Origin of the sequence: Amycolatopsis thermalba (genome assembly GCF_003385215.1) — a bacterium.
Taxonomy (GTDB): Bacteria; Actinomycetota; Actinomycetes; order Mycobacteriales; family Pseudonocardiaceae; genus Amycolatopsis_E; species Amycolatopsis_E thermalba.
Window position 1 is genome coordinate 56931 of record NZ_PQHW01000007.1, and the last position, 13500, is coordinate 70430.

Annotated in this window: 12 protein-coding genes; 8 read left to right on the forward strand and 4 right to left on the reverse strand. The window is 70.1% G+C overall.

Annotation, left to right across the window (positions count from 1 at the left end):
* Positions 1-496: 496 nt before the first annotated feature.
* The 4 genes from D0D15_RS05045 to D0D15_RS05060 all read right to left on the reverse strand — a co-directional run bounded on the left by D0D15_RS05045 (position 497) and on the right by D0D15_RS05060 (position 4395).
* Positions 497-1642 carry an Mrp/NBP35 family ATP-binding protein gene (locus D0D15_RS05045; RefSeq protein ID WP_094006869.1) on the reverse strand — a complete coding sequence of 382 codons (1146 nt, stop codon included), beginning with the start codon at positions 1640-1642 and terminating at the stop codon, positions 497-499.
* Between the two features lie 9 nt (positions 1643-1651).
* A complete protein-coding gene (locus D0D15_RS05050) occupies positions 1652-2173 on the reverse strand; it encodes a DUF1003 domain-containing protein (RefSeq protein WP_094006868.1) in 522 nt (173 codons plus the stop codon).
* On the reverse strand, positions 2166-3458 hold the full coding sequence (locus D0D15_RS05055; RefSeq protein ID WP_115944274.1) for a magnesium transporter MgtE N-terminal domain-containing protein: 1293 nt from the start codon (positions 3456-3458) through the stop codon (positions 2166-2168). Before D0D15_RS05055 ends, D0D15_RS05050 begins: the two co-directional genes overlap by 8 nt.
* Positions 3459-3525: 67 nt before the next feature.
* Positions 3526-4395: an aminoglycoside phosphotransferase family protein gene (locus D0D15_RS05060; RefSeq protein WP_369806806.1), complete on the reverse strand. Its 870-nt coding sequence runs from the start codon at positions 4393-4395 to the stop codon at positions 3526-3528.
* 80 nt (positions 4396-4475) lie between these two features.
* Between D0D15_RS05060 and D0D15_RS05065 the strand changes: the two genes are divergently transcribed.
* From D0D15_RS05065 to D0D15_RS37550, 8 genes are all read left to right on the forward strand, one after another.
* Positions 4476-5306 (forward strand): slipin family protein, encoded by an 831-nt coding sequence (locus D0D15_RS05065; RefSeq protein WP_094006866.1) that lies wholly within the window; start codon positions 4476-4478, stop codon positions 5304-5306.
* A 76-nt stretch (positions 5307-5382) separates the two neighbouring features.
* A complete protein-coding gene (locus D0D15_RS05070; RefSeq protein ID WP_094006865.1) occupies positions 5383-6579 on the forward strand; it encodes an acyl-CoA dehydrogenase family protein in 1197 nt (398 codons plus the stop codon).
* 82 nt (positions 6580-6661) lie between these two features.
* A complete protein-coding gene (locus D0D15_RS05075; protein WP_094006864.1) occupies positions 6662-7195 on the forward strand; it encodes a YflT domain-containing protein in 534 nt (177 codons plus the stop codon).
* A gap of 157 nt (positions 7196-7352) precedes the next feature.
* Positions 7353-8669 (forward strand): ABC transporter substrate-binding protein, encoded by a 1317-nt coding sequence (locus D0D15_RS05080; RefSeq protein ID WP_094006863.1) that lies wholly within the window; start codon positions 7353-7355, stop codon positions 8667-8669.
* Positions 8666-9613 (forward strand): carbohydrate ABC transporter permease, encoded by a 948-nt coding sequence (locus D0D15_RS05085; RefSeq protein WP_094006862.1) that lies wholly within the window; start codon positions 8666-8668, stop codon positions 9611-9613. The genes D0D15_RS05080 and D0D15_RS05085 overlap by 4 nt, the downstream gene beginning before the upstream one ends.
* A complete protein-coding gene (locus tag D0D15_RS05090; protein WP_094006861.1) occupies positions 9613-10455 on the forward strand; it encodes a carbohydrate ABC transporter permease in 843 nt (280 codons plus the stop codon). The genes D0D15_RS05085 and D0D15_RS05090 overlap by 1 nt, the downstream gene beginning before the upstream one ends.
* 4 nt (positions 10456-10459) lie before the next feature.
* A complete protein-coding gene (locus D0D15_RS05095; RefSeq protein ID WP_094006860.1) occupies positions 10460-11641 on the forward strand; it encodes an ABC transporter ATP-binding protein in 1182 nt (393 codons plus the stop codon).
* 145 nt (positions 11642-11786) lie between these two features.
* Positions 11787-13313 (forward strand): nitroreductase family protein, encoded by a 1527-nt coding sequence (locus D0D15_RS37550; RefSeq protein WP_115944275.1) that lies wholly within the window; start codon positions 11787-11789, stop codon positions 13311-13313.
* The last annotated feature ends 187 nt before the right edge of the window (positions 13314-13500 follow it).

A 13500-nucleotide genomic window follows, 5' to 3' on the forward strand; every position in this document is an offset into this window, starting at 1 on the left:
CGCCTGGCAACGCAGCAGGACCGACTACCCCAACCAGACCTCCCCCGCCCCCGATCCACAGCCGGTCTTTGGTCGCCGATCAGGCGTGTCAAGGTACTCTTTCCCGCCTTGACACGCCTGCTCGGCGACCGAAACACAATTCAGGAGCGGGGGCGGGGGTGGTCGGAAGGTGACCGTTCGGCGCCGTGAGGCGCTCCCGCCCGCAGGGCGGGCTCTCCGCCTGCCCAAGGCGCGGGTTTAAAGATCAAAAGATGTCCTCGCCGGACGGGCAGGCTCCGGGATGACGGGGGACCGTTGTTGTCTCACCTCGGGTGGGTGGTCGCTGGGTGGTCATCCCGTCGCCTTCCGGTTTGTGCATATCACCTTGAGCCAGGGCCGCAAGGTTGGCATGTTCGGCCGCCGGTTGGCGGCCTGGGTTGCGGCCCTGGCCCAAGGTGATCGTCACGTGTCAGGCGACGGGATGACCACCCAGCTACCTTGGGTTCTCAAGCCCCGGCTAGCGGCCGCTGGGGCTCAGGTTGAGCATCTTGCCCGCCAGCCCGCGCGCCCGCACCGAGAGCTTCTTCGCCACGTCCTGGAGGACCTGCGACGCCTGGGCCTCCGGCTCCGCCAGCACCAGCGGCGTCCCCGCGTCGCCCTGCTCACGCAGGCGCGGGTCGAGCGGGACCTGGCCCAGCAGCGGCACCTCCGTGCCCACCGACTTCGACAGCGACTCCGCCACCGTCCGGCCGCCGCCGGAGCCGAAGATCTCCATCCGCTCCCCGGACGGCGTCTCCAGCCACGACATGTTCTCGATGACCCCGGCGATCCGCTGCCGCGTCTGCATCGCGATCGCGCCGGCCCGCTCGGCGACCTCGGCCGCCGCCTGCTGCGGCGTGGTCACCACCAGGATCTCCGCGTTCGGGATCAGCTGCGCGACCGAGATCGCGATGTCCCCGGTGCCCGGCGGCAGGTCCAGCAGCAGGATGTCCAGATCGCCCCAGAACACGTCGGCCAGGAACTGCTGCAGCGCGCGGTGCAGCATCGGCCCGCGCCACACCACCGGCGTGTTGCCCGAGGTGAACATGCCGATCGAGATGACCTTCACGCCGTGCGCCTGCGGCGGCATGATCATCTGCTCGACCTTCGTCGGCTTCTCGCGCGCGCCCAGCATGCGCGGCACCGAGTGACCGTAGATGTCCGCGTCGACCACGCCGACCGACAGCCCGCGCTGGGCCATCGCCACCGCCAGGTTGACCGTCACGCTCGATTTGCCGACCCCGCCCTTGCCGGACGCGACGCAGTACACCCGCGTCATCGAGCCCGGCTGGGCGAACGGGATGACCGGTTCCGCCGAATCCCCGCGCAGCTGTTTCCGCAGCTCGGTGCGTTGCTCGTCGCTCATCACGTCGAGCTCCACCCGGACCTCGCGCACACCGGGGAGCTTGCCGACCGCGGCCTGGGTGTCCTTGGTGATGGTGTCCTTGAGCGGACAGCCGGCGACCGTCAGATACACCGCGACCGTGACGACGCCGTCCTCGCTGACCGCGACGTCCTTGACCATTCCGAGGTCCGTGATGGGCTTGCGGATCTCGGGGTCGTGAACGTCCTTCAGCGCCGCGCGGACGTCCTCGGCGCTGGGGATCTGCTGCGTACTGGTCACCCCACCATGCTACGGACCGGTAATGGCCTCTGCCTGGGCCCTATTGCTTTTGCCACGTCGCGGCTTCGTGTTGAGGTCCTCACGCAGCTTGTCCAGCTCCCCGCGCAGGTAGTCGCGGGTGGCGACCTCGCCGACGGCCAGGCGCAGCGCGGCCAGCTCACGCGCCAGGTATTCGGTGTCGGCCTTGGTCTGCGCCGCCCGGTGCCGGTCCTCCTCCAGCGACACCCGGTCGCGGTCGTCCTGGCGGTTCTGCGCCAGCAGGATCAACGGCGCTGCATACGCCGCCTGGGTGGAGAAGGCCAGGTTGAGCAGGATGAACGGGTACGGGTCCCAGCGCAGGGCGGCCGCGCTCAGGTTGATGATGATCCACACGATCACGATGAGCGTCTGCCAGAACAGGTACTTCCCGGTGCCGAGGAACCGGGCCAGCCGCTCGGACAGCCGTCCGAAGCTGTCCGGGTCGATGCTGACCCGGGGCCCGCGGCCGGAGCGGGGCTGGTCGAGGCGGCGCCGCGCGGTCAACTCAGGCACTGTCAATCTCCTGTCCCTCGGTGATGTCGGCCAGCCCGGTCTCGCGCCAGCGGTCGGGCAGCAGGTGGTCGAGCAGGTCGTCGACGGTGACGGCGCCCAGCAGGTGGTCCTGGTCGTCCACGACCGGACCGCAGGCGAGGTTGTAGGCCGCGAAGTAGCGGGTGATCTCCGGCAGCTCGGCGTCCGGGCCCAGGGCGGGCAGGTCGGTGTCCACGGCGCTGGCGACCAGCTCGGCGGGCGGCTCGCGCAGCAGGCGCTGGAAGTGCACGCAGCCGACGTACCGGCCGGTCGGGGTCTCGGTCGGCGGGCGGCACACGAACACCAGGCTCGCCAGCGCGGCCGGCAGGTCGGGGTTGCGGATGTGGGCCAGCGCCTCGGCGATCGTGGCGTCCGGGGTGAGGATGACCGGCTCCGGCGTCATCAGGCCGCCCGCGGTGTCCGACGAGTAGGTGAGCAGGCGCTTCAGCGGCTCGGACTCGTCCGGGTGCATCAGCTCGAGCAGGCGGCTCTGGTCGGCCGGGGCCAGCTCGGCGGGCAGGTCGGCCGCGTCGTCCGGGTTCATCGCCTCCAGGATGTCGGCGGCGCGCTCCTCGGCCAGGTGGGCGAGCAGCTCCTTCTGGTCCTCCTCGGGCAGCTCCTCCAGCACGTCGGCGAGCCGCTCGTCGTCCATCGAGTCGACCACCTCGTGCCGCCGCTTGGTCGGCAGGTCGCGCATGGTCGCGGCGATGTCGACCGCGCGCATGGTGTCGAACAGCATGAGCAGCTGCCCGGCGCCCTGCGGCTGGCCGGTGAGGTCGGTCAGGCTCAGCCCGCGCACCTCCGACCAGGGCAGCACCCGCAGCGACGACCGCCGCCTGCTCAGGCCGAGCCGCCCGGTGCGCTCGCGGACGGCGAGCTTGGCCAGCACCCAGTCACGCGTGCGGACCGGTTCCATCGCCGCGTCGGCGACCGTGACCCGCGCGTCGGTGGCGGCCAGCCGGGCCTGCGCGTCGATCAGCTGCCCGAGCACCAGCACCTCGTTGGGGCGGCGGTGGAAGCGGCGCATGTTGACCGAGCCGGTCGCGAGTGTGACGGCGGTCGGTTCGATCGCGGTGACCCGCAGCATGGGCACGAACACCCGGCGCCGGGTGGCCAGCTCGACGACGAGACCGAGCACCCGCGGCGGCTGCTGGTCCAGCCGCAGGCCGGCGACCAGGTCGCGGACCTTGCCGATGGACTCGCCGTCCGGCCCGAACACCGGCAGGCCGGCCAGCTGGGCGGCGAAGACTCTGTTCACTCCGGCCATGCTGGAAGATTAGGCGAGCCGCGCGTAGCGCGTCGGTTGAGGGCGGTGGCGGGCTGGCGGGTGGGGACTAGGCGAGCGCCGCCCACTCGGCGATCGCACTGAGGATCGGCACGCTGGGAAAACCCCCGTGCTCGGCGGCCCACAGCCAGTCGTCCACGGCCCGCACCAGCGTCCAGGCGCGGGCGCGGTCCGCGTCCAGCCCGGCGGTCAGCACCCGGGCCCGCTCTTCCACTGTGGACTCGTCGAACCGGTTCCACAGCAACGGGATCAGGCCGAACTCCGGATCGCCGGCGATCGGCTGCGGATCGATCACGAGCCACGGTTCGCGCGACCCGGCGAGGACGTTTTCGTAGTGCAGGTCCTGATTGACCAGTGACGTCCCGGCCTCCGGGCCGAGGTCCCGGCACACCGCGACCGCGGCGTCCAGCAACCGCTTCGGCACCGGCCCGCCCAGCCGCGCCCATTCCACGGGCATCTCCTCGGCGAGCCGGACGGCCTCGTCGCGCAGGGTGCGGCCGAGCGGGGGAGCGGGGACGGTCAGCCGGTGCAGCAGGCCGCACGCGATCTCCAGCGCCTTGTCCAGCGGCTCGGTCAGCAGCGTCCGGGACGCGTCGAGCCGTTCCAGCAGCAGCGCGCCGCGAGCGCTTTCCAGCAGCCGCACCGCGCCACGACCATCCCAGGTGGACAGTGCCACCGGCTCGTCCCGGGTCCAGTCGTCCTGCCAGGCGAGCTTCAGCACGAGCGGTTCGCCGTCGCGGCGCACCGGGAACACCAGCGCCGTGTAGCCGTGCCAGGGCAGCCCCTCGATCGCCAGCCCCCACTGCCGGCAGCACCAGTCCGCCAGGTCGGGCAGCGCGGCCAGCCACGGCCGCACCACGTCCCCCTCGTTGTCGATCAGCCGCTCCGCGAACTCCTCAGGTACCCGCACGTCACCCAGAGTGCCAGCGATCGGGCACTTCCCAATGACTGTGACGGGGGTAACATCGCGTCAAGGGACACGCACCCCTGGGAGCCGCCATGCTGGCCGAAATCATCACCGTCGTCGCGGCCGTGGGAGTCACCGGGCTCGCCACCAGCCTCCGCGTGGTCCGGCAGTACGAACGCGGGCTGGTGTACCGGTTCGGCCGGGTCCGCCCGAACGTCCGCGAGCCGGGCCTGACCATGCTGCTGCCGGGCGCCGACCGGCTACAGAAGGTGAACATGCAGATCGTCACCCTCCCGGTGCCCGCGCAGGAGGGCATCACGCGGGACAACGTGACGGTCCGCGTCGACGCCGTCGTGTACTTCAAGGTCATCGACCCCGTGGTCGCCGCCGTCAACGTGCAGGACTACCGGTTCGCCGTCGGGCAGGTGGCGCAGACCTCGCTGCGCTCGATCATCGGCAAGAGCGACCTGGACGACCTGCTCTCCAACCGGGAGCGGCTCAACCAGGGGCTCGAGCTGATGATCGACAGCCCGGCCCTGGACTGGGGCGTGCACATCGACCGGGTGGAGATCAAGGACGTCGCGCTGCCCGAGTCGATGAAGCGGTCGATGTCGCGCCAGGCGGAAGCCGAGCGGGAACGCCGGGCGCGGGTGATCTCGGCCGACGGCGAGCTGCAGGCGTCGCACAAGCTGTCCGAGGCCGCGGGCATCATGGCCGACGCCCCGGCGGCGTTGCAGCTGCGGCTGCTGGAGACGGTGGTGCAGGTGGCGGCGGAGAAGAACTCCACGCTCGTGCTGCCGTTCCCGGTCGAGCTGCTCCGCTTTCTCGAACGGCACACCGCCCACCCGGAGAAGTCCGCCGAGCGGCAGGTGAACGGGCAGGCGCCGGCGCCGCGGCAGCCGGAGGAGTCCGCCCCCGGGTGAGGCGCGCCATATGCGGGATCGCACGGCGGGCGCGATACTCGCCGGTAATAACGCCCGCAGACACAGGAGTCGCCCCATGGCCCGTCTGGCCCGGACCGCCGGTCTCACCGACGTGCAGCACGAGATCCTGTCCACCGTCCGCTCGTTCGTGGACAAGGAGATCATCCCGCACGCCCAGGAGCTGGAGCACGCGGACGCCTACCCGGCGGACATCGTCGAGGGCATGAAGGAGATGGGGCTGTTCGGGATCACCATTCCCGAGGAGTTCGGCGGGCTGGGCGAGTCGTTGCTGACCTACGCGCTGGTGGTCGAGGAGATCGCGCGCGGGTGGATGAGCGTGTCGGGTGTGATCAACACGCACTTCATCGTGGCGCACATGATCTCCCGGCACGGCACGCCGGAGCAGAAGCAGAAGTACTTGCCGAAGATGGCACAAGGACTCGTTCGCGGTGCTTTTTCCATGTCCGAGCCGGATCTGGGCTCGGACGTGGCGGCGATCAAGACGCGCGCGCGGCGGGACGGGGACGACTACGTCATCGACGGGTCGAAGATGTGGCTGACCAACGGCGGCTCGTCGAACCTGATCGCGCTGCTGGTGCGTACCGACGAAGGCGCGGAGAAAGCGCACCAGAACCTCACGACCTTCCTGGTGGAGAAGCCGGAGGGCTTCGGTGAGGTGGCGCCGGGGCTGACGATTCCGGGCAAGATCGACAAGATGGGCTACAAGGGCGTCGACACCACCGAGGCGGTGTTCGACGGCTTCCGGATCCCGGCGTCGCAGGTCCTCGGCGAGGCCCCGGGCCGGGGGTTCGCGTTCATGATGGACGGCATCGAGGTGGGCCGGGTGAACGTGGCGGCGCGGGCGTGCGGGATCGCGATCCGGGCGTTCGAGCTGGCGGTGGAGTACGCGCAGCAGCGCCGGACGTTCGGCAAGCCGATCGCCCAGCACCAGGCGATCGCGTTCAAGCTGGCCGAGATGGCGACCAAGGTCGAGGCCGCGCACCTGATGATGGTCAACGCGGCCCGGCTGAAGGACACCGGCGAGCGCAACGACGTGGCGGCGGGCATGGCGAAGCTGATCGCGAGCGAGTACTGCGCCGAGGTGACGCAGGAGGCGTTCCGCATCCACGGCGGCTACGGGTACAGCAAGGAGTACGAGATCGAGCGCCTGATGCGCGAGGCGCCGTTCCTGCTCATCGGCGAGGGCACCAGCGAGATCCAGAAGACGATCATCAGCCGCGGCTTGCTGCGCGAGTACCAGGTCAAGAGCTGATCAACCCCTGGTGTGTCGGGTTCGCGTGGTTTCATGGGGGTTGGCAGGATGAAGTCACTCGATCACTACGACAGCACAGGTGATGACCGTGACCAGCCCGTTCTCCTCCGGCGGCCGTCAAGTACAGGGCCTGCCGCGCTTGCCGACGCCGCCCACGGGGTGGCCGATCGGCTCCTACGCCACCTACCAGGAGGCGCAGCGGGCGGTCGACTACCTCGCCGACAACCAGTTCGCGGTCGAGGACGTGACCATCGTCGGCGTCGACCTGATGCTCGTCGAGCGGGTGCTGGGCCGGCTGTCGTGGGGTCGCGTCCTCATGACCGGCGCGATCTCCGGCGCCTGGTTCGGCCTGTTCGTGGGTTTCCTGCTGGCGATGTTCGCCTCCGGCGCGACGGTCACCTACCAGCCGATCCTGGTCGGCCTGGTCTCCGGTGTGCTGTTCGGCCTGGTGTTCGCCGCCATCAGCTACGCCTCCTCGCGCGGCCGCCGCGACTTCGCCTCGGCCAGCCAGCTGGTCGCGGGCCGCTACGACGTCCTGTGCCAGCCCCGCAACGCTGAGCAGGGCCGTGACCTGCTGGCGAAGCTCGCGATGCGGCCATCCGGGGCAACGGACTGAATCGTGACCTCCACCGCTTGCGGACGGTGATCGCCGGGCATAGTTTCAGTTCCCACCGATCGTGCGACCCGGGTTGACACCCTCGGGTTGCTTGATTGCATGCACGACGGCGTGCGGGGTGGGTCTCCCGCCGGCCGCGTGCCGAGGAGGAGGCCTGATGGGGAACGGTAAGAGCCGGGGCAGGCCGCCCGGCCGGATCGCAGCGGTGGTCGGCGCGGGCATGCTGACCGCCGGGCTGGTGACCGCCTGTGGATCCGAACAGGGGATCACGCTCAACCTGTACTACGCGCCGGAGGACACGTTCCAGTCGGTCGTGGACAACTGCAACGCCAAGGCCGAGGGGCGCTACCGGATCGTCTACAACAAGCTCCAGCGCGGCGCCGACGACCAGCGGCTGCAGATGGCGAGACGGCTCGCCGCCGGTGACGACGGCCTGGACATCCTGGGCCTGGACGTCACCTGGGTGCCGGAGTTCGCCGAGGCCGGCTGGGCCGAGGAGTGGACGGGGCCGAACAAGGCGCAGGCGGAGGCGGGCGTGCTGCCCGGCCCGCTGGCCACCGCCACCTGGAACGGCAAGCTGTACGCGGCCACGAAGAACACCAACGTCCAGCTGCTCTGGTACGACGACCGGATCACACCGCGGCCGCCCGCGACCTGGGACGAGATGATCAACCAGGCCGAGCAGCTCAAGGCGGCCGGCAAACCGCACAACATCCTGTTCACCGGCGCCCAGTACGAGGGCCTGGTGGTCATCTACAACACGCTGGTCGCCTCCGCGGGCGGGCGCATCCTCTCCGACGACGGCAAGTCCGTGGTCATGGACGAGGGCGCGGTGCAGGCGCTGGAGCTCCTCAAGCGGGTCACCTCCAGCGGCATAACCGACCCGTCGCTGACGAACCAGAAGGAGGACGACGTCCGGCAGGCGTTCCAGCGCGGCAACGGCGCGTTCGAGCTGAACTGGCCGTTCGTCTACGCCTCCTACGCCGACGAGCAGCCGCAGGACCTGCAGCACTTCAAGTGGTCCACCTACCCGGCCGTCGACCCGGGGATCCCGGCGAAGACCACGATCGGTGGCTACGACCTCGCGGTCAGCACCACCTCCAAGCACAAGCCGGAGGCGTTCGAGGCGGCGCTGTGCCTGCGCAGCCCGGAGAGCCAGAAGTTCTCCGCGCTCAACGACGGTGTCCCGCCGAGCATCGAGGCGCTCTACACCGACGACACCCCGCTCGACCCGACCAAGCCGGTCGACGCGGACAACAACCCGAGCATGGCCACCGCGTACCCGATGCGGGACGCGATCCTCGCCGCGCTCAAGGATCCGGCGGTGCGCCCGCTGACCCCGGCGTACCAGAGCCTGTCCACGGTGATCTCCAAGGTGCTGTCGCCGCCGTCGGAGATCGATCCGCAGCGGACGGCCGAAGAGCTGCGCAGCAAGCTGACCGACGCGCTGAACTCGAAAGGGGTGATCCCGTGAGCACGGTCGAGGACGTTTCCACGACGCCACAGACCACGGCGAGAACGGGGAAAGCGGCCCTGAGCGAAGGGAAGAGGGCGGAGCGGCGGCTGGGCTGGCTGCTGTGCGCGCCCGCGGCGCTCGTGATGGTCGCGGTCACCGGGTACCCGATCGTCTACTCGATCTGGCTGTCGCTGCAGCGGTACGACCTGCGGTTCCCGCAGAACACCGAGTTCGTCGGGCTCGCCAACTACGCGGCGGTACTGTCGGACTCCTACTGGTGGACGGCGTTCGGCACCACGATGGCCCTCACGATCATCTCGGTGGCCATCGAGCTGGTGCTGGGCATGGTGCTCGCGCTGATCATGCACCGCACGCTCGTCGGGCGCGGCCTGGTGCGCACGGTGTCGCTGATCCCGTACGGCATCGTGACCGTGGTCGCCGCGTTCTCCTGGTACTACGCGTGGACCCCGGACACCGGCTACCTGGCCAACACCCTGGCCGGGGACTCGGCGCCGCTGACGCAGTACCTGCCGTCGATGGCGATCATCATCCTCGCCGAGGTGTGGAAGACGACGCCGTTCATGGCGCTGCTGCTGATGGCCGGGCTCGCGCTGGTGCCGGACGACCTGCTCAAGGCCGCGGCGATGGACGGCGCGAGCGCTTGGCAGCGGTTCATCAAGGTCATCGTGCCGGTGATGAAGCCGGCGATCCTGGTGGCGCTGCTGTTCCGCACCCTGGACGCGTTCCGCATCTTCGACAACATCTACGTGCTCACCGGCGGCCAGAACGACACGTCGTCGGTGTCCATGCAGACCTACAACAACCTGATCAAGGGCCTGAACCTGGGCATCGGGTCGACGATGTCGGTGCTCATCTTCATCACGGTCGCGATCATCGCGTTCATCTTCATCAAGCTGTTCGGCACCGCGGCGCCGGGCAGCGACAAGGGAGGGAAGCGCTGATGGTGATGGGCGGAGCGGTCACCACCGGCCGCAAGACGAAGTGGACGCTGATCGACATCGTGGTGGTGGTCTACGCGCTGGTGCCGGTGCTGTGGATCCTGTCGCTGTCGCTGAAGACGAAGGACACCATCGACGACGGGAAGTTCATCCCGCGTTCGTGGACGCTGGAGAACTACGCGGACATCTTCCAGACCCTGGACTTCGTGCGGGCGCTGATCAACTCGATCGGCATCTCGATCATCGCGACGCTGATCGCGGTGATCCTGGGGACGATGGCGGCGTACGCGATCGCGCGGCTGGATTTCCCCGGCAAGCAGCTGCTGGTCGGGGTCTCGCTGCTGATCGCGATGTTCCCGCAGGTGTCGCTGGTGAGCCCGCTGTTCAACATCGAGCGCACGCTCGGGCTGTTCGACACCTGGCCGGGGCTGATCCTGCCGTACATCACGTTCGCGCTGCCGCTGGCGATCTACACGTTGTCGGCGTTCTTCCGGGAAATCCCGTGGGAACTGGAGAAGGCGGCCAAGATGGACGGCGCCACGCCCGGCCAGGCGTTCCGGCGGGTCATCGCGCCGCTGGCGGCGCCGGGCGTGTTCACCACCGCGATCCTGGTGTTCATCTTCTGCTGGAACGACTTCCTGTTCGCCATCTCACTGACCTCGACCAACGCGTCGCGGACGGTGCCGGCGGCGTTGTCGTTCTTCACCGGGGCCTCGCAGTTCGAGGACCCGACCGGGACGATCTGCGCCGCCGCGGTCGTGATCACCGTCCCGATCATCCTGTTCGTGTTGTTCTTCCAGCGCCGCATCGTCGCGGGGCTGACCTCCGGTGCGGTGAAGGGGTAGCGCCATGGCTGAGATCGTGCTGGACAAGGTGAGCAAGCGCTATCCGGACGGTGCGCTCGCCGTGTCCGAAGTGGACTTGCAGGTCGCCGACGGTGAGTTCATCATCCTGGTCGGCCCGTCCGGGTGCGGGAAGTCGACCACGCTGAACATGGTGGCCGGGCTGGAGGACATCTCCTCCGGCGAGCTGCGCATCGACGGCGAGCGGATGAACGAGAAGGCGCCGAAGGACCGGGACATCGCGATGGTGTTCCAGTCCTACGCGCTGTACCCGCACATGAGCGTGCGGGAGAACATGGCCTTCCCGCTGCGGCTGGCGAAGATCGACGACGCCACGGTGAAGGCGAAGGTCGAGGAGGCCGCCGAGATCCTGGACCTGACCCCGCACCTGGACCGCAAACCGTCCAACCTGTCCGGTGGGCAGCGGCAGCGGGTGGCGATGGGCCGGGCGATCGTGCGCAGCCCCAAGGCGTTCCTGATGGACGAGCCGCTGTCCAACCTGGACGCCAAGCTGCGCGGGCAGATGCGGACGTCGGTGTCGAAGCTGCAGCGCCAGCTCGGCACGACCACGCTGTACGTCACGCACGACCAGACCGAAGCCATGACGCTGGGTGACCGGGTCGTGGTGCTGCGGGCCGGGTACGTGCAGCAGATCGGGTCGCCGCAGTTCCTCTACGACCACCCGGCCAACCTGTTCGTGGCCGGGTTCATCGGGTCGCCGTCGATGAACTTCGTGCCCGCGACGCTGGAGGACGGGAGCCTGAAGAGCCCGCTGGGCACGGTCGAGCTGCCGGACCGGCTGCGCCGCCTGGCGGAGGCGGCCGGTGCGCCGCGGGAGGTGATCGCCGGCATCCGGCCGGAGCACTTCGAGGACGCCGGGCTGCTCGACGACACCGCCACGCGCGGCGGGTGCGTGTTCAGCGCCCACGTGGACGTGCTGGAGTCGATGGGCTCGGAGAAGTACGCGTACTTCACGGTGGAAGGCGCGACGGCGACGTCGTCCGAGCTGGCGGAGCTGGCGGCGGACGCCGGAGCGGACGACGTGCCGGGCGGCGGAGCGTCCATCACGGCCCGGCTGTCCCCGTCGTCGGGCGCCCGGGAGGGCGGCACGCTCGACGTGTGGTTCGACGTGCAGAAGGTGCAGCTGTTCGATCCGTCGTCGGGGAAGAACCTGACCTACGAAGAGTGACCGCGCTCCGGCGCGACGAGGGCCACTTCTCCTGGCGGAGGGGTGGCCCTCTTTCGTGCCCGGAGAACGCTGTGATTTAACCCACAAGAGTGATGGATTATTCGGTAATGTCGAATCACCGTTGGTATCGCGGAAGGGGATTCCGATGACGTTGCCGATCGACGAGGTGCTGACCACCACCCGTGCGGTTCGGAGGCGGTTGCGGTTCGACCGGCCCGTCGCGCCGGAGGTGATCCGGGAGTGCCTGGAGGTCGCCGTGCAGGCGCCCAGCGGCGGGAACCGGCAGCCGTGGCGGTGGATCGTGGTGCGGGACGCGGAGCAGCGCGCGCGCATCGCCGAGGTCTACCGGTGGTGCTTCGCCGAATACGTCGCCGAGCTGGGCGACCCCGGGCCGTCCCGGGACCTGGACAGCGCCCGGTTCCTCGCCGACAACCTGCACCGGGTGCCGGTGCTGGTGCTGCCGTGCCTCGTCGCGTCGCGGCTGCCCGAGGGCAGCCAGGCCGGTCTGTGGGGCTCGCTGCTCCCGGCCGCGTGGAGTTACCTGCTCGCCGCGCGGGCCCGCGGTCTCGGCACCGTGTGGACCACCTGTCACCTGCGGCGGGAGGCCGAGGTCGCGGAGATCCTCGGTCTCCCGCCGGGGATCCGCCAGGGTGCCCTGATCCCGACCGCCTACCACGACGGCGGCCCGTTCCGGCCGGCCCGGCGGGCGCCGCTGGCGGACGTGCTCGTGGTCGACCGGTGGCGGCGAACCCGGGAACTCGTGGCCGACCTCGACGACCCGTTCTTCTTCGACCACGAGCTCGACCACCTGCCCGGGATGCTGCTCCTGAGCGCCGCGCTGGACCTCGTGCGCCCGGCCGGGGCGGAGCCCGCTGTAGTCCTGACGCTCGACTTCCGGGGCATGGGGAAACTGGACGCGCCGGTCCAGCTGACCGCCGAGCCGAGCGAGTCGAGCACCGGGCGGTGGCGGGTGGAGGCCGGTCAGGAGGGGCGGACGATCATGACCGGCACGATCGAGGTGGGCGCCACTGCTGAGTGGCCCCTGGGTTCGCTGGGGGATCCGCCGTGGCCTGCCGATTCCGGCGCGGTCGAGGTGGGCGCTGCCGTCGAGTGGCCCGTGGATTCGGTGGAGGATCCGGTGCGGTCTGCCGGTTCCGGCGCGGTCGAGGTGGGCGCTGCCGTCGAGTGGCCCGTGGATTCGGCGGAGGATCCGCGCCGGGTGGTGCGGCCCGTCGATCGGCGGCTGGTGCACCGCCGCCGGGCGGAGAACGTGGTCGTCGGCGACCTCGCCGAGAGCGAGCAGGACTGGCGCGTCACCGTGCTGCCGCCGCCGGCCGGACACCACCTCGACGGCGGGCGGACCGCGGAACGGCTGATCGAGGCGGCGCGGCAGTTCGTGACGCTCCTGGAGTACGCGGACAACCAGCGGCAGGAGGGCACCCGGTTCGTGCTGACGCGGCTGGCCGCCACGGTGCCCGCCGGCCCGTCCACCGGAGCGGTCCTGAGCTGGGCGAAGACCGGCACCCGAGGCAACCGGCCACGCTACGACGTACGGATCCTGGACGCGGACGGCCAGTGCGTGGGCTCGGTGACCGTGTGCGGCCGCGCCCTCAGCGATGCGGCGTTCCGCAGGCTGCGGGGCCGGGCGGTGCCGCAGCCTGCCGCGTTGTGAGGTGGGCTTCGGTGATGGTGTGCGGCGCGCCGTCGGCGGTGCGGTGTTCCGCAGGCTGCGGGGCCGGGCGGTGCCGCAGCCTGCCGCGTTGTGAGGTGGGCTTCGGTGATGGTGTGCGGCGCGCCGTCGGCGGTGCGGTGTTCGGCAGGCTGCGGGGTCGGGCGGTGCCGCAGCCTGCCGCGTTGTG